General features: G+C 65.9%; 19 protein-coding genes. 7 read left to right on the top strand and 12 right to left on the bottom strand.

The window, feature by feature from the left end; genetic code table 11:
- Nucleotide 1: 1 nt before the first annotated feature.
- From IPP90_00980 to IPP90_00965, 4 genes are all read left to right on the top strand, one after another.
- Complete coding sequence (locus tag IPP90_00980) at nucleotides 2-4,561, top strand: translocation/assembly module TamB domain-containing protein (GenBank protein ID MBL0169286.1); 4,560 nt, start codon at nucleotides 2-4, stop codon at nucleotides 4,559-4,561.
- A 111-nt stretch (nucleotides 4,562-4,672) separates the two neighbouring features.
- Nucleotides 4,673-8,482 (top strand): GAF domain-containing protein, encoded by a 3,810-nt coding sequence (locus IPP90_00975; protein ID MBL0169285.1) that lies wholly within the window; start codon nucleotides 4,673-4,675, stop codon nucleotides 8,480-8,482.
- A 26-nt stretch (nucleotides 8,483-8,508) separates the two neighbouring features.
- Nucleotides 8,509-9,528: a P1 family peptidase gene (locus IPP90_00970; GenBank protein MBL0169284.1), complete on the top strand. Its 1,020-nt coding sequence runs from the start codon at nucleotides 8,509-8,511 to the stop codon at nucleotides 9,526-9,528.
- Nucleotides 9,521-10,276: a C40 family peptidase gene (locus IPP90_00965; GenBank protein ID MBL0169283.1), complete on the top strand. Its 756-nt coding sequence runs from the start codon at nucleotides 9,521-9,523 to the stop codon at nucleotides 10,274-10,276. Before IPP90_00970 ends, IPP90_00965 begins: the two co-directional genes overlap by 8 nt.
- A 15-nt stretch (nucleotides 10,277-10,291) precedes the next feature.
- Here the strand turns inward: IPP90_00965 and IPP90_00960 are convergent, their stop codons facing one another.
- Entirely contained in the window at nucleotides 10,292-10,723 is a 432-nt protein-coding gene (locus IPP90_00960) for a hypothetical protein (protein MBL0169282.1), read from the bottom strand.
- A gap of 44 nt (nucleotides 10,724-10,767) precedes the next feature.
- Between IPP90_00960 and IPP90_00955 the strand changes: the two genes are divergently transcribed.
- The 3 genes from IPP90_00955 to IPP90_00945 are packed head-to-tail and all read left to right on the top strand — an operon-like array spanning nucleotide 10,768 to nucleotide 13,102.
- Nucleotides 10,768-11,700: an EamA family transporter gene (locus tag IPP90_00955; GenBank protein MBL0169281.1), complete on the top strand. Its 933-nt coding sequence runs from the start codon at nucleotides 10,768-10,770 to the stop codon at nucleotides 11,698-11,700.
- A complete protein-coding gene (locus IPP90_00950; protein ID MBL0169280.1) occupies nucleotides 11,697-12,389 on the top strand; it encodes a haloacid dehalogenase-like hydrolase in 693 nt (230 codons plus the stop codon). The genes IPP90_00955 and IPP90_00950 overlap by 4 nt, the downstream gene beginning before the upstream one ends.
- Nucleotides 12,386-13,102 carry a hypothetical protein gene (locus tag IPP90_00945; protein ID MBL0169279.1) on the top strand — a complete coding sequence of 239 codons (717 nt, stop codon included), beginning with the start codon at nucleotides 12,386-12,388 and terminating at the stop codon, nucleotides 13,100-13,102. The genes IPP90_00950 and IPP90_00945 overlap by 4 nt, the downstream gene beginning before the upstream one ends.
- 19 nt (nucleotides 13,103-13,121) lie before the next feature.
- Here IPP90_00945 and IPP90_00940 read toward each other — a convergent pair whose 3' ends face one another.
- From IPP90_00940 to def, 11 genes are all read right to left on the bottom strand, one after another.
- Nucleotides 13,122-13,253: a FeoB-associated Cys-rich membrane protein gene (locus tag IPP90_00940; GenBank protein MBL0169278.1), complete on the bottom strand. Its 132-nt coding sequence runs from the start codon at nucleotides 13,251-13,253 to the stop codon at nucleotides 13,122-13,124.
- 2 nt (nucleotides 13,254-13,255) lie between these two features.
- Nucleotides 13,256-15,412: a ferrous iron transport protein B gene (gene feoB / locus IPP90_00935; GenBank protein ID MBL0169277.1), complete on the bottom strand. Its 2,157-nt coding sequence runs from the start codon at nucleotides 15,410-15,412 to the stop codon at nucleotides 13,256-13,258.
- A 103-nt stretch (nucleotides 15,413-15,515) separates the two neighbouring features.
- Nucleotides 15,516-15,800 carry a ferrous iron transport protein A gene (locus IPP90_00930; GenBank protein MBL0169276.1) on the bottom strand — a complete coding sequence of 95 codons (285 nt, stop codon included), beginning with the start codon at nucleotides 15,798-15,800 and terminating at the stop codon, nucleotides 15,516-15,518.
- A 94-nt stretch (nucleotides 15,801-15,894) separates the two neighbouring features.
- Nucleotides 15,895-16,725 (bottom strand): prolipoprotein diacylglyceryl transferase, encoded by an 831-nt coding sequence (lgt, locus tag IPP90_00925; protein ID MBL0169275.1) that lies wholly within the window; start codon nucleotides 16,723-16,725, stop codon nucleotides 15,895-15,897.
- Nucleotides 16,722-17,816: a tRNA (adenosine(37)-N6)-threonylcarbamoyltransferase complex transferase subunit TsaD gene (gene tsaD / locus IPP90_00920; GenBank protein ID MBL0169274.1), complete on the bottom strand. Its 1,095-nt coding sequence runs from the start codon at nucleotides 17,814-17,816 to the stop codon at nucleotides 16,722-16,724. The genes lgt and tsaD overlap by 4 nt, the downstream gene beginning before the upstream one ends.
- On the bottom strand, nucleotides 17,816-18,367 hold the full coding sequence (locus IPP90_00915; protein MBL0169273.1) for a TlpA family protein disulfide reductase: 552 nt from the start codon (nucleotides 18,365-18,367) through the stop codon (nucleotides 17,816-17,818). Before IPP90_00915 ends, tsaD begins: the two co-directional genes overlap by 1 nt.
- Nucleotides 18,368-18,377: 10 nt before the next feature.
- A complete protein-coding gene (gene rpe / locus IPP90_00910) occupies nucleotides 18,378-19,043 on the bottom strand; it encodes a ribulose-phosphate 3-epimerase (GenBank protein ID MBL0169272.1) in 666 nt (221 codons plus the stop codon).
- On the bottom strand, nucleotides 19,040-19,546 hold the full coding sequence (locus IPP90_00905; GenBank protein MBL0169271.1) for a PASTA domain-containing protein: 507 nt from the start codon (nucleotides 19,544-19,546) through the stop codon (nucleotides 19,040-19,042). The genes rpe and IPP90_00905 overlap by 4 nt, the downstream gene beginning before the upstream one ends.
- Nucleotides 19,547-19,575: 29 nt before the next feature.
- A complete protein-coding gene (rsmB, locus tag IPP90_00900) occupies nucleotides 19,576-20,958 on the bottom strand; it encodes a 16S rRNA (cytosine(967)-C(5))-methyltransferase RsmB (GenBank protein ID MBL0169270.1) in 1,383 nt (460 codons plus the stop codon).
- A 28-nt stretch (nucleotides 20,959-20,986) separates the two neighbouring features.
- On the bottom strand, nucleotides 20,987-21,958 hold the full coding sequence (locus tag IPP90_00895; protein ID MBL0169269.1) for a methionyl-tRNA formyltransferase: 972 nt from the start codon (nucleotides 21,956-21,958) through the stop codon (nucleotides 20,987-20,989).
- Nucleotides 21,959-21,978: 20 nt separating this feature from the next.
- The gene (gene def / locus IPP90_00890) at nucleotides 21,979-22,536 is read right to left on the bottom strand and encodes a peptide deformylase (protein ID MBL0169268.1); all 558 of its coding nucleotides are present in this window, start codon (nucleotides 22,534-22,536) and stop codon (nucleotides 21,979-21,981) included.
- Nucleotide 22,537: the final 1 nt, after the last annotated feature.

Below are 22,537 nucleotides of genomic sequence, written 5' to 3'. Positions count from 1 at the left end.
GGTGCCGCGTCGACGCACCATCGTGCTGGTTACGGCGACCGTGCTGCTGGGGATCGCGGCGTTGGCGGTCTCGACGGTGGCGATGCTCACGCAAACAGAACGCGGACGCGCGATGATCATGCGCGCCGTGCTGCCGACCCTGCGTCGTGCACTCCCCGGGCAGCTGTATGTCGGCCGCGTCAGCGGCACCTTGTTCGCCGACATCACCATCGACTCGCTGGAAATTCGTGAGCCGGGCGGATTGCCGTTCGTGCGCACAGGACCCATCCGTGTGACGTACGATCCGCGCGACCTGCTCGATCGGCGTGTCGTGATCAAGTCGCTCGAGATCACCCGACCGTATCTCACCGTGGTGGACTACGGCGGCGACGACTGGAATTGGAAACGTGCGTTGCGACGCAAGGGCCCGTCCACGCCTCGTCGTCGCGGGGGATTCGGCGACTACATCGTGCTCGACACGGTGACGCTGCATGAGGCCACCCTGATCATGCGGCAACCCTGGACGCTGTCCGATTCGCTCAAGGGGGCGAAGCGCGACAGCGCACTGACCTACAATCTCACCCGCGTGGATGGGGAGATACGTCGCGACGGCGATGGCTTTGCGCGCATCTGGCGTTTCGTGCGCGGCAACATCGCCCTGGGCCGCACGCGCATCGCCGATCCCGACTCGGCGGGATTGCAGGTGGCCTTGCGCAAGTTGGATGTGGTCTGGGTGTATCCCCCGTTCTGGTTCCGGAACATGCACGGCACCGTTCGTCAACTGGGCGACAGCCTGTGGATGGACGAGACGGAATTCCAGCTCGCCAATTCGCATGGCCGTGGAGACGCGAAGATCGTCTGGGGCAGCGGGAAACCGGTGCGCTACGACATTCGCATTCAGGGCGACACGGTGGCGATGGCGGATGTCGCGTGGATTGATGAGTCGTTGCCGCGCACCGGCGGCGGCAGCACCATGCTGACCATCAAGAACGACCCGCGGAATCTCAGCATCATCGAGTACGGGTTGCGCAACATGGATGCGCGCGCCATGCGATCCCACCTGACGGGACGGATGACGTTCGGTGTGGGTGGCGAGGTGCTGCGCGTCACCGACGTCGCGCTCGATCTTGCTCCGGCACACACCGACCTGTTGCGGCAATTCAACGGCGAACCGTTTCCCTACGATTGGCAGGGCACGCTCAGCGGACGCATTGCCGCCCGCGGCGGTCCGGTGACGAAATTCCAGATTGACGCGGCGGACTTCACGTACGATGACGCCCACGTGCCGGGCGCCCAGACCCGCGGGTTCGCGTCGGGGGTGGCGGACATCTTCACGCCGGCCGAAGCGATCCTCAAAGGCATCGACTTGCGCATTGACCAACTGGATCTGCGGACGCCGCGCTTCGTCAATCCGTTGTTCCTGGAGGTCAACGGCATTGTGCGGGGCACGATGCGGCTGGATTCGCTGTGGTACGATGCGCGCTTCTCGAATGCTGATCTGGAGCACATCGACGGACCGGGGCTGCCGTCGCATCTTACCGGCAGCGGTCGCTACACGCTGGTCCCGGAAGGCGTGAAGTTCGACCTCAGCATGGAAGCGGCGCCCCTGTCCTACACCACACTGTCGCGGTCCTATCCCGGGCTGCCGCTGCGCGGAAGTGCCGTAGGCAGTATTCGCGCCAAGGGGATGGCAGAAGATTTTGATCTGCAGGTGACGCTGGCGGGGGAAGGTGGTGAACTGGCTTTTACCGGGCGCGTTGACGGCTTCGAACCGTCATACGCCGCGACCGGTCAATTCCGGGTGCGCAGCGCCAATCTCGAGGCGCTGTTCGGAGACTCCCGGTTTCCGCAGTCGAATCTCTCCCTGGCCGGCGATGTCGCACTCAGCGGATCGTCCTTGGCCTCACTGCGGGGACCGCTCCGGGCGACGGTCGATCAGTTCTCGCGCGTCGCCGATGTGCGGGTGTTCGGCGGGGCCGTACACGCGACGTTTGACTCCGGACAGGTGCGCATCGATACGCTGATGCTGGAGAGTTCGGCGTTGCGGCTCACCGCGCGTGGCGGATTGGGATTGGTGGCTGACCGCGCCGACACGCTGCAGTTCGTGGCGGCGATTGACTCACTTGGCGGATTGCGACCGTGGTTGCAGTCCGGTGATTCGCTGACGCGAGTCGTGAATCCGAGTGACACCTTGCGCGGCACCATCGAGATCCGCGGACGGCTGGCAGGGACGATCGACACGACGGACGCGAGGGGCCTGGCACTCGACGCGCGCGCCGACGCGATCGGCCTGGTGTTTGGCACCGCGCGCGCGGCACGCGCCAACGCCGCGCTGGCCGTCACCGACGTGATGCATGGCGGCAATGGTCAGTTGGATGTCACGATGGATTCCGCGCGCACGGCCGGTATCGACATCTCCGCGGCCGCCGGTCGATCCACGCTCCAACGCGGACTGGCCGATCGATTCGCGGCCGAGTTGCGCACACCGACGGAGGCACGGCTGGCCGTGACCGGCGGCGTGTCGCGCGTGTCGGACACGACCACCCTGCGCATTGATACGCTGACGGTTCGCGTCGACAGCGGCCCTGCCAGACCGCGCGGTTTCTCACTGGCCGCACCGGCAATCGTGCGCATCGCGCCCAATCACACGGGCACCCTTGATTCGCTGGTGCTGGTGCACACCGACACGGGGCGTTTCGCCCTGCGTGGCACCATTGGCGATTCCGGGGTGCTGCGCGGCCGCGTTGATCTGGATCGCGTCTCGTTGGCCGACGTGGGTCGACTGATACCGGGCAGTGGACTGGCCGGCGGCACGGCGTCGGCGTATGCCGTCGTGACGGGCACGCGGGAACAGCCCCGGTTCGATGGGGAACTGTCGCTGCGCGAGGCGGTTGCCGGGCGCATGCGCTTCAGTGCGCTTGACGCGAAAACCCGCTACGACTCGCTTCGACTGTCGGTGGAGGCGTCGCTCGGCGTTGGTGGGAAACCGGCGTTGGCCGTCACGGCGTCGCTGCCGATCGATCTGGCACTCGTGGCCGGTCGCACGCGTCAGCGCAACGAACCGTTGACGGGACGCATTCTCAGTAATCGGGCCGACCTCGCGTTGCTGGAATCGGTGTTCCCTGATGTGACCAGCGCCCGCGGACGGTTCTCCACCGACCTGCAATTGACCGGGACCTGGGAGCGGCCGCAATTGCGCGGGCAATTGCAGATGGACAGTGCGGCGCTGACGTTGGCCAACCTCGGCGTGCGACTGGAGCAGGCGACGGCCGACATCGGCATCGCGAATGACACGGTGTTCATTCGCCGCTTCGGCGCGATCAGCGGCGCCCGGGCGGATTCGCTGGGGATCAGCGGCACCATCAGTCTCGTCGAGCCCCGCAAGCCCGCATTCGATCTGCGCCTGACGGCGAACAATTTTCTGGCCATCGACAAGCCGCGCACGGCATCGCTGGTCCTCACCACCACCACACCCGTCAGCCTCACGGGAAATAGTGATGCCGCGCGCGTGCGTGGCGCGGTGCGCATCGATCGCGGGAAAGTGTACATCCGCGCCCTCGCGCAGCGTCGCGGACTCGACCTCACCGACAACTTCGATGTCGTCGATACGACATTCCTCGGCTTCAATGCGCTGTTGCCCAACGCCCCCAGCGCGTTGTTGCAGAACCTCGTGCTGGACAACGTGCGCGTGAACATCGGGGACGACGTGTGGCTGCGCTCGCCCGAAGCGAATCTCAAACTCGGTGGCGCGCTGCGTGTGACACGCGCGGTTGGGCGTGACGGCAGTCGCGCCCGCCTGGCACTGGCGGATTCGCTGGTGGTCGAGCGCGGCACGTATCAACTCAACCTCGGCATTGCACGACCAAGTTTCGAGGTGGATCGTGGGGTGGTGCGGTTCTACGGCGACCCCGACCTCGAACCGGCCCTCGACATTACGGCGCTGCACACCGTACGCGAGCTGCGTGCCAATTCCAATCGGCAGGATGTGCGCATTCGCGTGAGTATCGGCGGCACGCTCGATCGACCCACGCTGGCGCTGTCCAGTGCCGACAATCCGCCGCTGCCGGAGAGCGACATGCTGAGCTATCTGGTGACCGGGGAGCCCGCGTATGCCTTGCTGGGCACGACCGCGTACGCCGAGCAGGGCGCGACCCTGCTGCTGCGATACGCGGGCAGTTACCTGTCGAGTCGCCTCGCCGGCGGACGATTCGATGTGGTGCAAGTGGAGCCCACCGCCATCGCCCCCGGCGAAGCGGCCAACTTGCGGGCGAATGGTCTTGGCATTCTGGCGTCCACGCGCGTCGGCGTTGGCGGACAATTGGCGCGCAACACGTACTTCGCCTTCACCACCGGATTGTGTGGGCTTTCCGCACAGACATCGGGTGGCGGCGATGCGCTGTCGCTATTCGCGCAGGGGCTCGGAGTGAAGCTCGAGCGACGGTTCGATCGCGGTTTTTCGGTGTCCTTGGGCCTTGAACCGGCCTCGAGTGCCCAAGCCTGCGGGCGGCTCGGCATCTCGCGGACCTTTCAGCAGACGCCGCCTCAGATCGGGATCGATTTCTTCCGCGCGTGGACGTTTTGAGGGAGACGGGAGACGGGAGACGGGAGACCAGAGACGGGGGGGAGGACGCTGGCGAACGGGTTGTCTGCTCTCTGTATCCAGCGCCCCCCGCCGCTCGTCTCCAGTGACCGCATGTCTCCTTCCCTCGATACCCATCCCACCCCCGCGTCGCCGGCTCTGAGCGACGTGCTGGACGCCCTCGATCGGGCGGACTCGTCGGCCGCGCGCGTACAGGCCGCCGCTGACGCGTTCGCGGCGATGGGCTTCGAACGCGTGGTCATAACTCTGCGAGATGGCTCGCTGAACGTGACCATGTCCGTAACGGCGGGCAGTGCCGATCCGACGGGGGTTTCCGGATATGCCCTGCAACCGCTTCCCGGCGCCGTCTGGCGGCGTCGACTGCCCCAATTGGAGCGCTTTCGTGTCGGCGAGTTGTACTTGCTGGACGGGAGCGACGCGTGGGTTGCGCGCGAGTTCTTTGCGGCGGAGCCATCACCGCGGAGTGACGGGCGCACGTGGCTGCCGACCGATCTCATGCTGGGGGCGCTCTATGGCGCGGAGCATGAGTTGCTGGGAATCGTGAAGCTGGCGGCGCCGCGCGACGGCCGCCGCCCCACTGAATCCAAGCGCCGCGATCTGGCCAGTCTCGTGCGACATTTGGCCGCCCGGCTGGCCTACGACGCGTTGCGTGGTCTCGCCCAGCGGCGCTCCGAGCGGTTGCAGCGACTGCAGGAAGCGGGAGCCGCCATGGCACGCTCGCTGGACGAACACGAAATCCTGCGCGAACTGGCCCGTCAGGCGACGCGGTCGACCCGGGCGGAAGGCGTCATGATCGGCCTCCCCGATCTCGATCAGGATGTGCTGGCCACCGCGTTGCGCATGGTCCGCGGCGTCGAACGTCCACGCGCGGTCGTGCGGCTCGGTGAAGGCATCATCGCCGAAGTCGCACGCACGGGTCGCCCCGTGCGGGTTGGCGATCGCGATGCCGACCGGGCGCGTGAGAAAGCCGGATTGGCGCCGCACCTGTCGACATATGACGTGATGGGTGATTCCGGTCCCGCCGCGTCGATGCTGGCGGTGCCACTGCTGGCAGGAATCCACCTGATCGGCGTGCTGGCCGTGCATGCGGCGTCGACCGAGATCTTCAGCGCTGACGATGAAGAGATGCTCGCGACCATGGGTTCGCAGGCCGCCACGGCGGTGGCCAATGCCCGTCGCTATGCGGAGAGCGAACGCGAACGCCGGCAGACGGAAGCGCTGGCTGACGTGGCGCGAGCCGTGGGAGAATCCCTGCGCCTGGGCGAAGTGCTGCGGCTGATCCTCCGGCATTCGGTGTCGTTGTTGGGCGTTGAAGGCGCCTGCGTTGCGCTGCGTCATGACGACTACATGCATATCGTGGCCGCCGTGGGCGCCGCCGACGTGCTGGCCGGCGTGCATCTGCCGGTGGCCTCCAGTCTGCTCGGCAAGGCCGTCACCGAGAACGAGCTGATCGTATCGAATGACTTTCGCAACGATCCGAACTCGTCGCGCACGGTGCAACGGTTGGCACAGATCCAGCGCACCGCCATCGCGCCGTTGATGACGGCGCGTGGCACGATCGGGGCCATTTCGGTGATCAACCGGGAGCAGCCGTTCACCGCCGATGACGCACGCGTCCTGCAGCGACTGGCCGATCATGTGGCCGTGGCCATCGTCAATGCGCGTCTCTTCGAGGAGGTCGAGCGGGCCACGCGCGAGTGGAAGGTGGCGTTCGATGCCATCGCCAGCGGCATGGTGGTCCTGGATGATGCCCTGACGGTCCGGCGCTGCAACGCACGCGCCGCCGAATTGTGCGGCACCATCATCGCCGACCTGCTGGGGAAATCGTTCGGCCCCGCGCTCCTCGGCGCCCACGCGGCGGAAGTCACGCTGTTGGCCGCATTGGTCCATCGCTCGCTGGCCGAGGGCGTGGCGCAACGCGAAATCGTTCGGGACGAATCCGGGGAGCGCCTGTACGAGTTCCTGGTGGCGCCGCATCCGGCCGGCGGCTGTGTGGTCACCTTCGACGACGTCACCTCGGTTCATCGGCTGACCGAACGGCATCGTCGGGTGCTCGAGACGGTGACCGACGCCATCGTGATCACCGGGTTGGACGGGCGCATCGCGTTCGCCAACGCGGCCTCGAATGCGTTGTTCCGCACCGGTGAACTCGTTGGGCAGCATGTGGCCGCACTCACGGCGCCGGAGTGGCTGGATGAAGTGATCGTGCGCGAGCGGTCGGCGCGTGAAGGACTGCAGCAGCGATACGAATGCGAGGTGGTGTGTGCGGACGGGACGCGTCGACGGGTCGCCGTCAGCAGCGCGCCGCTGCTGGAGGTCGGGCAGGTCACCGGCACGGTCGCGTGTCTGCGCGATGTCACCGATCAGCGCGCGGATGCCGAAGCGCTGGTGCGGTCCGAAGCGCGGTATGAACGGCTCTTCGAATCCGCCAGCGACGCCATCTTCACCGTTGATCCGTCGGGGTGCTTCTCGTCGGTCAATCGCGGGCTCCTGATTGCCACGGGCATGACCCGCGAATCGCTCATCGGGCGGCCCTACGCGGTCGTGGTCGATCCGCGCGATCACGGGATCGCCGAGCACTTGCTCACCAAGACATTTGCCGGCGAGCGTCAGCGGCTCCAGTTGCGGTATGTCGGCGCCCAGGGCATGCCACGCGTGGGTGCGATCATCACGTCGCCCATCCTCGAACGGGGCATCGTGGTGGGTGGGCTGGGAATCATGCGAGATATCACCGACGAAGAGCTGTCGCGCGAGACGAATGCGCAGCGCGAGCGATTGGCGACCGCCGGGGAGCTGTTGCAGGGGGTGGCGAACGAATTGAACAATCCCCTGACGAGCCTCCTGGCGCTCACCAACCTGGGTGCGGAATCGTCGACGCTGGTGGCCAGCGATCGTGAGGCCATGACCCAGATTGCGGCGGAAGCGCAGCGCGTCTCGCGGATTCTCGCCCAACTGCTGGATGCCACCAGCGAAAACCACATCGCGACAGAGTCCATCGATGTGAATCGCAGTGTGCGGCGCGCCATCGAACTGCACGGATTGGCACGGCGCGGTGATGACGCTGAGCTGACGACGTCGCTGGATGACGCGCTGCCGCCAGTGCGAGGTGACGCCCGGCGATTGCAGCAAGTGCTCCTGAATCTGCTGGCCAATGCCGCCGATGCTGTGGCAGACTCGCGCAGTCCACGGCGTATACACGTCGCGACCCGGCGCGAGCGGGATCGGGTGTTGATCGAGGTCTCGGATACTGGTCACGGGATCGCACCCGCCGACTTGTCCCGGGTGTTCCGGCCGATGTACACCACGCGTTTCGAGCGTGGACGCAACGGATACGGCTTGTCCATCGCACGCCAGCTGGTCGAAGCACACCGCGGCACGTTGACGGTGCGATCGTCGCTGGGTGACGGGACCACCTTCACGATCGCGTTGCCGGTTGACGCCGAGAGTGAGGAGGTGACTGCCTCGGCGGGCCTGTCCGATCGCGCTACCGCGCACGCACCGGACACCGACAGTCCGAGTGTCCAGGTCACGCGCCATGGATCGTTGCTGGTGGTGGAGGACGAGGCGCCGCTGCGTGCGGCCATCAGTCGCTACCTCCGCAAGCTGGGCTACGAGGTCGAAGCGGTCGGGCGCGGTGATGAGGCCCTGATGCGACTGGAGCAGCGTGCGTTCGATCTGATCCTGTTGGACCTGCGACTGCCGGATATGTCGGGCGACGAGGTGTACCGCGCACTGGAGGCGCGTTCGCCGGCACTGGCGCAGCGTGTGCTGTTCACGACGGGAGACCTCAGTCGCCCAGCCGCCGCCGAATTTGTGGTGGCATCGGGACGCCCCGTTATCGCCAAACCGTTCCAGTTGGCAGAGCTGGATCTCGTGCTCGCGGGGTTGCTGCGGGAGACGTGAGACGGTCTGTCTCTTATCTTCTCCCCATGGTTTCCGCTCCTCCACCGATCTGGCACCGGCTCGGCCTGTGCATTGGTCACGCCACCGACCAGGCGGGCGCGACGGGGTGCACGGTCGTGCGCGGCATTTCGCAGCCATTCCGGTGCGCTGCGGCGTTGATCGGTCGGGCAAGCGGAAGTCGCGAGCTGGCCACGTGTATGCCCGAGCATCTGGTCGATCGCACGGATGCCGTGCTGCTGACCGGAGGTTCGGCGTATGGCCTCGATGCCGCGGCCGGTGTCATGCGCTGGATGGAAGAACATGCGCGCGGCTTTCCGGTTGGACGCGGCGTCGTGCCAATCGTGCCGACGGCCGTGATCTTCGATCTGGCCCCGCTGGGGCGCTTCGACGCGCGACCGACGCCGGACATGGCGTACAAGGCGTGCGCAACCGCCGCCACGATGGTCGATGAGGGCTGTGTTGGTGCGGGGACCGGTGCCGTGGTGGGCAAGTGCGCCGGGGTCGAGTTCGCGATGAAAGGCGGGATTGGAATCGGCTCGGCGGAAGGCGGCGGTGTGCTCGCGGCGGCCATCGCCGTCGTCAATGCCTTTGGTGACGTGCGCGACGGCGACGGACGGATCATCGCCGGTGCACGCGCATCGGCGGGAGGATTTGTCGATGCCGAGCGTGTCCTGCGCGGCGCCGCCACACCAACGGATTTCGCATTCGTCGCATCGGATGGTCGGCAGAATACGACGCTGGCCGTGGTGGCGGTCAGCATACCGCTCTCCAAGAGTCATCTGGCGCAGGTCGCGCAGGCGGCAACAGCGGCGTTTCATCGCCGCATTACTCCCTGCGGGACCGCCTTTGACGGCGATATCCTGTTTGCCGTGTCACCGTTGCCGACGGATGTCGGCAGCGCAGCGGACACCGTGCCACTGGCACGAATCGAAGCGCTCGCCGTCGCGGCGATCGAGATGGCCATCGAACGAGGGGTGGTCACGGCCATCGGTCGCGAAGGCATTCCGGGACTGGCCGATCACCCGCATGGAGATCGTGATGTCTGAACTGCCGCAGCGTACGGTGCGCAGTGCCGTCGCACCGTTGCTTGGCGACGCGCGTATCGCCGCACCGCTGACGTCGCAGCTGTTGGCGGGCAAGGTGGTCACCCTGCTGGAGGTTCGTGGCGACTGGCTTCACGTGCGCGGCCCGGATGCGTATGAAGGATGGACGCACACCGGGTACACGATGCCATGCGCGGGCGACGAAGCACACTGGCGCATTTCATTGGGCGCGCACGTGCGCGCGAGCACGGGCGTGGTGCGCGCGCTTCCGTTGGGTGCCCGTGCGGCGCCTCATGAGGACGTGGTGCAGGGAACGGTGATCGATCACGCCGCTCGTCCGACCCGGTTTCCCCTTGAGGCGACGGCCATCGCCCGCAGTGCGGAGACGTTGTATGCCGGCGCGAGCTACCTCTGGGGTGGCGTGACCCCGTGGGGCTGTGATTGTTCAGGTTTCGTACAGCGGGTGTTTGCCCTGCATGGGTTGCCGCTGCCCAGAGATGCCTGGCAACAGGCGCTGCGCGGCCAGTCGATGCCGGCCAACGCGTCGGCGGATCATACGCCGGGGGACCTCCTGTTCTTCTCGGATCGCGAGGACCGGCGCGTCACCCATGTCGGAATCGCGCTCGACCGGCATCGCATGGTACACAGTGCGCTCATGCGAGGAGGCATCGCCATCGAGCACCTGCAGGCCGACGACGTGTATGTCGCGCGTTTGCGCCATCAATGCGTCGCGGTCCAGCGAGTTCTCTAGCGCGCTCCCGACCCGCTACGAGACCAGCGACGACCCGGGGACCGGGAGACTGACCGGCGCTCCCCCACGGACATGTAGCAACGCCTCGCCATGGCGGGTGCCGTCAAGCTCCACCACCATGGCGTAGTCCCCAATCACATCGAGCGGCAGGTCGATCTGCACGATCACCGGCATGTCCATCTCGCCAGACTGTGACGGTGGCGCCTGGATGGCCAGCTCGGCCGACGACGACCAGAGCACATTCCCGCGCGGATTGATCCATTGCAGCGTCATATCGTGCGAACCGACGTCCGCCGGAGAGCCCTTGAGTCGGACCACAAACGTGGCGCGCGGGTGCAGGGCAGGGAACTGGCCCACATGCACCGCATCGAAGACGCCAAGGATGTTGAGCTTCCCCTCTTGGGAGAGATTCGCCGCATCGGCGAAGAGCGCGAAAGAGACTTGCATGCGCACAAGGTACACCGAGTCCGTCCCCGTGCCTACTTTTCGGCATGCCCTCCCGACCGTCATTCGGTGCGACCGATGTCGGCCTGCTGCTGATGGCCCTGATCTGGGGCGTCAACTTCAGCGTCGTCAAAGCTGGCATCCGCACGCTTGAACCGTTCGCCTTCAACGGGTTGCGTGTCGCACTCGCCGCAGTCGTGCTGGGCGCGCTCTCGTGGTTCACACGTGCCGACCGCTGGCCGTCGCGTCGCGATGTCGTGCATCTGGCGCTCCTCGGGCTGGTCGGCAATGGACTCTACCAACTGTTCTTCATCCTTGGCATGGCGCGCACCCGCGCGGGCATCGCGGCGCTGGTGATGGCGGCCGGCCCGGCGTACATCGCCATCATCTCGCATCTCCTGGGCCGAGAGCGTTTGCCGGTGCGGGCCTGGGCAGGTATCGGCATGCAGTTGACGGGCGTGGCCTGTGTGGTGGCGAGCACACACGGACTGGATGCCGGCACCAACTCCATGCTCGGCGCGGGAATGATCGCCTGCGGCAGCCTGATGTGGGCGATGTTCAGCGTCATGCTGCAGCCGTACACCACCCGGGCGCATCCCTTTCACCTGTCATCAATCACGATGGCAAGCGGTGCGGCGTTCCTGCTGGTGGTGGCGACGCCAGCCCTTCGTCGACTCGATGTCGCGGGCGTGGTGCCAAGCGAGTGGGGCGCAGTGGCGTACGCCGGCATCGGTGCGCTCGTGATCGCCTATCTGCTGTTCTACAGAGGCGTGCGCGTGTTGGGACCAACCCGAACGGCCATGTACGGCAATCTGCAACCGCTGATCGCGATCGCAGTGGCGTGGCTGATGCTGAGCGAGCGCCCCACGGGCTGGCAACTGCTTGGCGCCTCTCTCATCACCGGCGGCCTGTTGCTGTCCCGTACTGCGGCATCACGACCGATCCCTCGTCCGCTCTCTCCTTCCTCCGTACGCTCGTGAAGCTTGTACTCTTCGATATCGATGGCACCCTCCTCTGGACCGACGGGGCGGGACGTCGTGCCATGGAAGGCGCGTTGTTCGAGATCTTCGGCCGGCACGGTGATCCCACGTACCGGTACGACGGGAAGACCGACAAGCAGATTGCCCGTGAACAGATGCGCGGCGCCGGCTTCGAGGATGAGCAGATCACGGCCCGCATGGACGACGTGTTGCAGGCCTACGTCCAGCGGTTGGATCTCGAGTTGGAACGCGACGCCGCGACGTCGCGATTGTGTGCCGGCGTCCAGCCGCTCCTTGATGCCGTCGAATCACAGGCGCGCGCCACCATGGGATTGCTCACCGGCAACATCGAACCCGGTGCCCGCCGAAAACTGCGGGCAGTGGGTGTGGATTTTGCCCGATTTCGCGTGAATGCGTTTGGCAGCGACCACGAGGAGCGTCCTCAACTGCCGGTCGTCGCGCAGTTGCGGGCCGAGCAATTCCTCGGAACGGCCATGTCGGGTGACCGGATGGTGATCATTGGCGATACGCCGGCGGATATTCACTGCGGCCGTGCATTGGGCGTGCGCGCGATCGGCGTGGCGACCGGGCGTTACAGCGTGGATGACCTTGCCGCGCACCATCCCGCCGCGGTGTTCGAGACGCTCGAGGACACGGACGCGGTGCTGGCCGCCATTCTCGGCGGATGACGTCGCCCGGAGAGTGGCCGCACGCAGCGGCGCGCGTTGTCGGCATAGTGCAGGGGCGGGAGATCGACGCCCCGGCGACACTGGAGCTTGAGGATCACGCGCTGGTGATCGGGTGGACGCGCGCGGCGCCATGGCGGCTGGCCCTGGAAGGCATCGACGGTCTCTCACAAACCGCCTCTCAGCTGACGCTCTACCTGGCCAGTGGTGATGTCCTTGATCTGACCGGTGATGAGTCGTTGCGAGCGTTGGGGGGGCAGTTGATGGACCGGGCCTGCGCCATGCCGGAACTGACGCGCGGGCTGCGCGCACTCGGATCGTTACGCGGGACGCCCGGCGCCGCGCACGACGCGTGGTTTGCGCCGCTCTTGTCGGCGCGACGGGCGATTGAAGGTATCAGTGATCCATTGCGGCAGGTGACGCTGATGGACGCGTCGCGACTGACCGAGTCGATGTCGAGAGTGTTGGCGGAGTTGGCCGCGGTGCGCGCGCCCACCGACATCCCGCAGCAGCGCGCGATCGAAGCCGTGCTTGAGGAGTATGCCGAGCCACTCTTCCTCGCGTTGGCCCGGATGGGTCTCGCCGCCGATGCTCTCAGTGGCAGTGCCCCCGACACGCGACTGTCGGACTGGCGGCGATGGGTGGATTCCGTGCGCGAGGTGTTCGCCTCGGCCGACGAGAGTTGGAAAGACGCGGCCGTTCTATTGGGCAGCTGACGGCGGACACCTGATCACGTCAGTGATCACACCCGCAGTCCGATCCGCACCCACCCGCCGGCTTCCGCGCCGCCTGTACCGCTTTCCAGATCCGTCGCGCCACCGCCAATGCGGCCAGCGCCACCACAGCAAGTACGATGAGCGTCTGCACGGTTAACCTCCGAAACCAAGGGCGCGTCCACCCGCGTACACCGTCCACGCCGCGCCATAGGCCAGCGCCAACATGTACGTGAATTGCAATCCCGCCCACCCCCAACCGATCCGTCCGCCGCCGGCCTCGCGCACCGTAACGGCGATGGTGCTGATACACATCAGGGCGAAGACGTAGAACACCATCAAACCAACCGCGATGAGTGGCGTGTACACCCGCGCACCGGTGACGGGGTGGCGCTCCTCCACCAGTCGTGACTGCAACGCGCGCTCACTGTCACCCACGTCGCCGACACCATAGATGGTGCTCATGGTGGAAACGAACACCTCCCGCGCGGCAAAACTGGAGACGATGGACACGCCGATCTTCCAGTCGTACCCCAGCGGTCGCACCAGGGGTTCAATGGCGTGGCCCATCCGCCCCAGCATCGAGTGGCCGAGCTGCTGTTCCTGCTGTGCCACCGTCGACAGCGCCGCGTCCGGTGGCGCCTTGGGATACGTCGCCAGCGCCCAGAGCAGGATCGACAGGGAGAGAATCACCGTGCCCGCGCGACGGAGAAAGAGCTGGCAGCGTTGTGCCACCGACACGCCCAGTGATTTCACGCTGGGCCAGCGATACGGGGGCAGCTCGAGGATCATCGGTCGCGCCGGGCCCTTCAGGAGCGTACGCTTGAAGACCGCCGCGACCATGAGCGCGACGATCGTTCCCAGCAAGTACATGACGAGCATCGTCGCGCCCTGCAGCGTGAATCCGGGCAACAGCACCGTGGGCGGGACGAAGGCGCCGATGAGGAGCGTATACACCGGCAGCCGCGCGGAACAACTCATCAGCGGCACGACCAGGATCGTTGCCAGCCGGTCCTTCGGATCCTCGATGGTGCGCGTCGCCATGATGCCGGGCACCGCGCACGCATAGCCGGAGAGCATGGGGATGAAGCTCTTGCCGTGCAGCCCAACACGACGCATGACACGGTCCATCAGATAGGCGGCGCGCGCCATGTAACCGGAATGCTCCAACACTCCGATAAACGCGAACAGGATCGCGATCTGTGGCAGGAAGACCAGTACGGAACCGACGCCGGCAAACACGCCGTCGACGACAAGACTCTGCAGATCACCCGGCGGCAGTCGTCCGCCAATGGCGTGACCGCCGAAAGCGATTAGCGACTGGATGCCGTCCATCAGCGGGGTCGCCCATGAGAAGACCGCCTGAAAGACGATCACCATCAGGACAAGAAAGACCAACGGACCCCACACGCGATGCAGAACGATCGCATCGATGCGATCGCTGGATGTACGGAGGGCGTTGACGCGACGCGTGACGGTGCGCGAGAGCACCTGTGCAATCCATGCGTAGCGCGTTTCCGCTTCGAAGCGTCCGGGGACGAAGCCGGCGCGCTCGAGGTCGGAGACTGCGCTGGCGATGGCGGCCGCAATCCCCGGAACCCTGGCGACATGCGCCTCGGGTTTGTCGACGCCCAGCAACCGCATGGCTTCCATATGCGCGGCGATCTCCGGCAGACCGTCCGCCACCAGGCACGCCACCAGCGGTTCAAGTGCGGACTGCGCCATGTCCGGAAGCGCAAAGCGGCGCGACGGTGCTGGAAGTGTTGCGGCCGTGAGCAGGGCGCGTTTCACCGGCTCAATCCCTTCGCCTCGAATTGCCACCGTCGGCACGATCGGGACACCCAATTCGTGAATCAACTCGGGCACATCGATGCGCACGCCAAGCGATTCCGCCACGTCGAACTGGTTGAGCGCAATCACGACCGGAACGCCCAACTCGATGACCTGACTGGCGAGAAACAAATTGCGCTCAAGATGCACGGCATCGACGACCACCAACACGACGTCGGGGCGCCAGCGGTCATGGTCGCGACCCAGCAGCACCTCAAGAGCGATGCGCTCGTCGGGTGAACCGGCCGATAGCGAATAGCTGCCAGGGAGGTCCAGGACAACGAAGCGGCGACTGTCCGGCCCCTTGAACGTCCCTTCGATGCGTTCGACCGTGACGCCGGCAAAATTCCCGACCCGTTGACGCAGGCCGGTGAGCGCATTGAACAGCGTCGTCTTGCCGGTGTTCGGATTGCCGATGATGGCCACGCGCAGTGCTTCACGCGCGGGCCGGGGCGTGCCGACGGAATCGTCGTCGTCAGCCACGAAATGGGGTGTCTGAATCGAACTCACGACCGTTGGGCGGCAGGGCGCGGCGGTGTGGACATCTTGCAGGGGTTGGCTCCCCGCCTGATCCACTCAACGAGCGTCAGCCGCGCGCCGAGATCGGCTGGACCGTGATGCCGGCTGTGAGCGCAGAGCCCAGAGCGAGGCGCGTGCCGCGAACATCCAGCAGCATCGCATGCCGAGCGTCGATGACGCTGACATCGGTTCCTTCACAGAGTCCCAGCGCGCGAAGTCGGCACGCTTCGTCGGTGGCGCACCCAATGTCCACCACGGTTGCCCGACTTCCTGGACGGCACGACGCCAACGCGCAGGTACGCTGCGCGGCTGGCTGAGTCTGCTGGTCGATGGTAGGAAGATGAGCGGCCACGGCGTTAGATGAGAATGGTTCTCAAAGCGTGTGATGGAGTATACACAGAGTCGGTACGAATGGGCAATAGGGAGTACGGCACTCGGGTACCGCCCTACGCGGCCAGCGGCGTCCCGCGTCTCCGTCGAGCCAACAACAGGCCGATCCCCACGGTAAAGACGGAGATGGCGATGATCTGTGCCGTCGTGAGACCGGCCGTGAGCCGGTCGTCCTTGGCACGAAAGAACTCAATGACGAAGCGCTCAATACCGGCCAACAGGCACCAGACGCCAAACAGCCACCCTTCCCGATGCGCGTGCTTACGAAACCGCCAGAGCACGGCGAACATGACGAAACCAAGCACGACTTCGTACAACTGCGTCGGATGCACCGCGATCACCGTGTCGGGCGGGGTACCAGCCGGAAACTGGACGCCGAACTGCGAACTCATGACGGAGACGGTCGATGGTGGCGCTCCTTCGGGGAATCGCGTGGCCAGGAAGCCCGTCCAGGGACGCCCATAATCGTCACCCACCGCCCAGCACCCGGAGCGCCCCACCGAGTAGCCCGCGGCGATGGCGATGCCGGCAACGTCGGCGATCCGCAGGAAACTGAGCTTCTTGTATGTGATAGTCGCCCAGCACAGTGTGACCGCGCCCATGAACCCACCCCAGAACACAAACCCACCGCGACTGAAAAAGGCGCTGGGATCACCGGAGAGGACCACGTAGTACGTCTTCGCGCCGATCAGCGTTCCGACCAGCGCGGCCATGACCACGTCGGCGATCGCGTCCGACTCGGCGTCCTGACCGCGTCGCCAGAGCTCTCGCTGGCAGATGATCTGCGCGATGGCGAATCCGGCAAGCACCGCGAGGCCAAAGCCGGTCAGTTCGATGGGGCCGAGGTGAAACACCGTCGGATGATGGAGAATGCCGTTCGGATTCATGCGTGCTGAGCGTTGTTCGTCGGGAGTGTGGCGGGCGCGAGCCCGGGAAGAGGCAGCGAAGCGTGCGCGGTGAGCGTCGGATCGGCCCGTTCACCCAATTCAAAGCGGAACATCCCAGCGGCAGCGATCATGGCTGCGTTGTCGGTCGCCAATCGTGGTGACGGGGCAAACACCCGACCGCCCCGACGTTCCAGTCGGTCGCCCATGGCCCTTTGCAGCGCCACGTTGCAGGCGACGCCGCCACCAAGCACCACCCGTTTTCTTCGATACAACCGCACTGCACGATCCACCTTTTCGACCAGCGTGTCGACAACCGCGTCCTGAAACGCCCTGGCAATCGACGCGCGTGACGTCTCCAACGTACCCCCTTTCTCGGCGGCGCGTACCGCGAGCAGTACGGCCGTCTTGAGGCCGCTGAAGGAGAGATCGAAGTAGTCTTCGTCGCCCGGCTTCGCTTTGGCACGAACCATGGGCCGGACAAAGCGGACGGTGGATGACTCCACGGTGCGGGCCAGTTCCTCGAGGGGTCGCCCTCCCGGGTACGGCAGTCCAAGCAGCTTCGCCACTTTGTCGAAGGCTTCACCGGCGGCGTCGTCGCGCGTCTGCCCCAGCAACCGATAGCTGCCCCACGCCGGTACATCGAGCAGCATGGTGTGTCCGCCGCTGACCAGCAACGCCGTGAACGGTGGCGACGCCTCCTGATGCTCAAGGAGCGTCGCAAACAGATGGCCCTCGAGATGATGTACCGGCACCACCGGAACGCCGGACGCATACCCCAGCGCCTTGGCGTAGCTCGTGCCCACCAGCAGCGCGCCGACCAGCCCCGGCGCGTGGGTCACCGCGATGGCCTCGACATCATCAAGCGTAACACCGGCCTCGTCCAGTGCGGCCTGCACGGTCGGCACGATGCCCACGAGGTGTTGTCGACTGGCGATTTCCGGCACCACCCCGCCAAACAACCGGTGGACATCCTGTGACAGGATCACCAGCGAGCGCAGTTCAGGGTGTGTCGAATCACCGGTCACCACCGATGCCGAGGTCTCGTCGCAGGAGGTCTCGATACCCAGCACGCAGCGCCGGGACGCTCGCATCACGACTTGGGTTCGGCGAGCAGTTGCGTGATGAGTGCGCGATTCGTGGCCGAATTCCAGTCTTCTGCCCCGATCCACCGCTTGCGAATGACCCCGTCGCGACCGATCACAAACGTCTCGGGCACGCCAGCCGTGCGGAAGATCGATTGAATCGCGCCGGTGTCATCGTACAGGATCTCAAAGGTCAGCGCATGTTCGCGCGTGAACTCGCGGATCTGTTCCTCGAATCCTGCCTGATCGATGCTCACAGCGACCACCTTGAGTCCCTTGGACGCGAAATCCTTGTACAACGCTTCGATGCTGGGCATCTCGGTGCGACAGGGAATGCAGTACGTCGCCCAGACGTTGAGCAGCAGCACGTCGCCACGATAGTCCGTGAGTGATTTCATCCGCGGCGCGGCATCCAGCGTCTTCGCGGCAAATCCGGGCGCGTCAGACCCCACGGTCACCGTGGTCAGTTCGTCGCCCAGAAAGTGCGTAGCCGCCCACGCGCCACCGGTGAGCACCGCGATCACCGTGAGCACGACCATCCACTGCTGTTTCGCTGTCATAGGGTCTTCCTCACGCGTTGTCCGCGCACAATCCGCGCAAGATCCCGATCTCTGCTTGCGGGTTGGCCGCGGCAAAGATGGCATTGCCTGCGACAAATGTGTCGGCGCCCGCGCGCCAGCAGCGCGCAATGGTCTCTCGTGAAATGCCGCCGTCCACTTGGAGGGCGGCGGGGCTGTCCGCCTGGTCCAGCAGGAACCGTGCGCGTTCGATCTTGTCGATCGAGTACTCGATGAACTTCTGCCCGCCGTATCCCGGGTTGACACTCATGATGAGCAGCAAGTCGAGCATGTGCACGATCTCCTCGATGGCCGACAGCGGCGTGGCCGGATTGAGCGCGACGCCCGCCTTGCATCCCAGTTCCTTGATACGGGTGAGCTGGCGATCGAGGTGTGGAGCCGCCTCAGCGTGGATGGTCAGCACATCGGCCCCCGCCTTCACGAATTCATCGAAGTAGCGCTCAGGCTCGACGACCATCAGGTGCACGTCGATGATGTTCGCACTCGATCGACGCGCCGCCTCGATGACCTTCGCACCGAACGACAGCGAGGGCACGAAGCGGCCGTCCATCACATCCACGTGAATCCAATCAGCGCCACCGGCATCGCACATGGCAATGTCGGCGCCAAGTCGACAGAAATCGGAGGCCAGCAGCGAAGGCGCGATGCGAACGGTCATGGTTTGCGGGTGAATGCAGTCGGAACTGCGAGGGTATCGATGGAATCTGGCGGCGGCGAACGGCCGTCGCTGAGCACCAGGTTGACGGCCGTGCCCGCGCGAGCCTTGCGCCCCGCCGCCGGTGAGATGGCGATTACCACGCCGGCTGCCGCCGGGGCGGCACGGAACTGGACGGTCCCTACGGACAACCCGGCGGCCTCGATGGCGTTCCGTGCGGCCCCTTCTTCGAGAGAAACCACGTCTGGAATGACGGGGGCGTCAGGATCGTTCGCCAGCGCCGTGCTGTCGGCAATGCGTTGGGCGCGCTGTTCCGCATCGGCGCTGTCCACTGCTCGGCGCTGCTCGCGCGGGTTCGCGTTGGCTTTCTGCTGGCGCAGACTATCCAGCATCAACTGCAGCGAGTCGGCTTGTCCCGGGCGTCCGGGTTCCAGTCGAGTCACGCCGGCCGCGCCGCCGATCGCGCCAATGATCAACCCGGCGAGAATCGCGCCGAGACCGCGCATCAGCCAAGTCCTCCCTGTGACGGCGCGCGTCATGAAGCGGCTCGACGCAAACGGGCGGCAAACGCGCCGTCGCTGCCATCGCGATGAGGCAGCACGCGAAGTCGCCCGCCGTCCAATACCACGGCCGGGACGGCTCCGGGAGCGGGCGGCTCCAGCACAAACGCTGGATGGTCGGCGAGAAACGCGTCCACCGCTTCATCGTTCTCTTCCAACTCCAACGAGCAGGTGCTGTAGATGAGCAGGCCTCCCGGCTTCACAATCCGGGCAGCGGCGCGCAAGATGGCGCGTTGCGACACGCCAAGGACGGCGAAGTCCGACACGCGCAATCGCCATCGCGCGTCGGGGTGTCGACGAAACGTGCCCGTGCCCGTGCAGGGCACGTCAACCAACACCACATCGACGGGCGACATGGCCGGCGCACTGGCATCGGCGATGACCGGAAACAGCTTCTGCGCGTCGAGTCGTCCGAACCCCAGCAACATGCGCTCCACACGTGAGGCGCTTCGATCGGCCGTGATGACGACCGCGGCGCGGCGCGACAGTTCCAGCGCCTTGCCGCCCGGGGCCGCGCAGAGATCCGCGACGACAGCGCCCAGCGGAATGTCCGCATACATCGTCACCAACGTCGCGGCCGGGTCCTGCACGTAGAGCAGACCCTGCTGGAATGCGTCGAGTTCCGTGATCGAGACGCCGGGACCCAAGCGAATCGAATCGGGGACGAGCGGCACCGGCGCCGTCTCCACACCCGCGCCGACAAGCATGTCGTTCAGCTGTTCGCGCGCAATGCCGTACGGACGCACCGTGATCGTGGAGGCTTCGTTGTTGGCCGCGAGGAGCGCTTCGGTTTGCACCAACCCCCATCGTTCCACCCAGCGGGCGACCACCCACTCAGGATGGGAGTACTGCTGTGCCAGCGCTTCGACGGGTTCCCGCGGCACCGGCGGTTCAATCGTCTCTCGTTCGCGATCGACGCGTCGCAATACCGCGTTCATCAGCTTGCTGGCACCAATGCCATCCCGACGCTTGCACACTTCCACCGTCTGCGCGATGGCGGCGTAGGCGGGGACGCTTCCCATGAACAGCAGTTGGTACACGCCCACCCGCAACAGGTCGACCACATCGGCCTCGAGTTTGGCCAGACCACCCTTGACCCGAACCGACAGCACGGCATCGATCCAACTGCGTCGGCGCAGCATGCCCCACATCAGTTCGTGCAGCCAGCGCCGGTCGCGCGCCTCGAGCGAGTGCGTGCGTCGCTCGAACGCGGTGTCCAGCAGGTCGCCCTGTCGCAGATCAGCCAGCATCAGCGCGGCGGCAACACGCGCCTCAGTGACGCCGCCACGGCTGGCGGTCGACGGGGGGCCGCTGCGTCTGGTGCGCGCTCCGCGCTCGAATCCGTCGACGGGGGACATTCCTGAAGATAGTCGGGAACGCCCCGAATCAGCCGCCAATCGCCGCGAACTGGTCGCCCACCTGGACGCCGCGTCCCCGCGCCCACGCCGCCGGCGAGAGTCGTGCGCGGCCACTGGGCTGCACCTCGAGAAACCGCACGGCACCCACGCCACAGCGCACGCAGAGACCCCCCTCGTCGGCGGCGCGGATGGTCCCCGGAGGGGACGCCCGTGTTGGCTCATCGAGACTCGCGTCACTGCCGTCTCCGACGAGGCGCGCCCCAAAGCACTTGACGTCGACTCCGCCGAGGGGGGCAAATGCGCCCGGGCGCGGATCGAACGCTCGCGTCACCCGGGCCACCCGTGTGGCATCGGCCGCAAAGTCGAGACGGGCCATGCCCCGATCGATCTTGGGCGCATACGTGGACTGCGAGTCGTCCTGGGCAATCGGGCGCGCCAGACCGGCGTCGAGCAGTGCGAGTCCCTGCACGATGGCCATGGCGCCCAGTTCGGAAAGCCGGTCGTGCAACTCGCCGTACGTTTCAATATCGTCGATGGGCGTGCGCAAGACATGCAGGGACGGGCCGGCGTCGAGCGCCGGGACCATTTGCATGATGGTGACGCCGGTTTCACGAAGGCCTTCCAGCAAGGCCGCCTGGATCGGTGCCGCGCCGCGCAATTTGGGTAACAGCGACGCATGAATGTTCAGCGTGCCGTGAGGAGGCAAGTCGATCACGGCCGACGGCAGAATGCACCCGTATGCCACCACCACCGAGACGTCGGGGTCGAGTTCGCGCACGGCCGCCATGAACGCTTCACCGCGCGGCTTTTCCGGCTGCAGTATGGGGATGCCCTCTTCCAGGGCAACCCGCTTGACTGGCGACGGATCGACCTGCGACCGCGAGCGGCCTCGTGGCTTGTCCGGTTGCGTGACCACGCCTACGACATCATGGCCTTCACCGAGCAACGCGCGCAGTGGCGGCACGGCGAAATCGGGAGTGCCCCAGAACAGGATCCGCACGGTCTTCTCGAAAGCGGACGTCAGTCCGCGGACGCTGCGTCGCGTTCGGGCGGGAGATCCCCGACCGGCAACACGCGCAGCAACTTCGGATACTTCCCCTTCTCGTCGTCCCACTCACGCATGGCCGTACGGCGCTTGAGCAGGCTCAGTCGGTCGGTGAACAGCTTGCCGTGCAAATGATCGATCTCATGCTGCAGACACCGACCCAACAGATCGCTGGCCTCGACCTCATACCACTTGCCGTCGATGTCCTGGGCCCGCACGATCACGCGCGCCGCCCGCTGCACGTCGGCGTAGATCTCCGGAAGACTGAGGCAGCCTTCCTCGCCCTTCACGGTGCTTTCGCGAAGGATGATCTCGGGATTGATCACCACCAGCCGCACGTCGTCGGCGTCCACCACCGCCAGTCGTTCGCGGCGACCCACCTGCGGCGCCGCGAGCCCTACCCCCTTCGCGGCCTGCATCGTGTCAAACATGTTGTCGACCAGTCGTCGCAGATCCGACGTGATGGTCTCAACGCGCTCGGTCTCCTGACGCAGGATGGGCGAGCCGAGGACGTGAATGTCGAGCAGCGACACG

It is taken from the genome of Gemmatimonadaceae bacterium (assembly GCA_016720905.1).
GTDB lineage: Bacteria > Gemmatimonadota > Gemmatimonadetes > Gemmatimonadales > Gemmatimonadaceae > Gemmatimonas.
The sequence above is the reverse complement of the archived record's forward strand: the minus strand, read 5'-3'. Positions and strand labels throughout refer to the sequence as shown.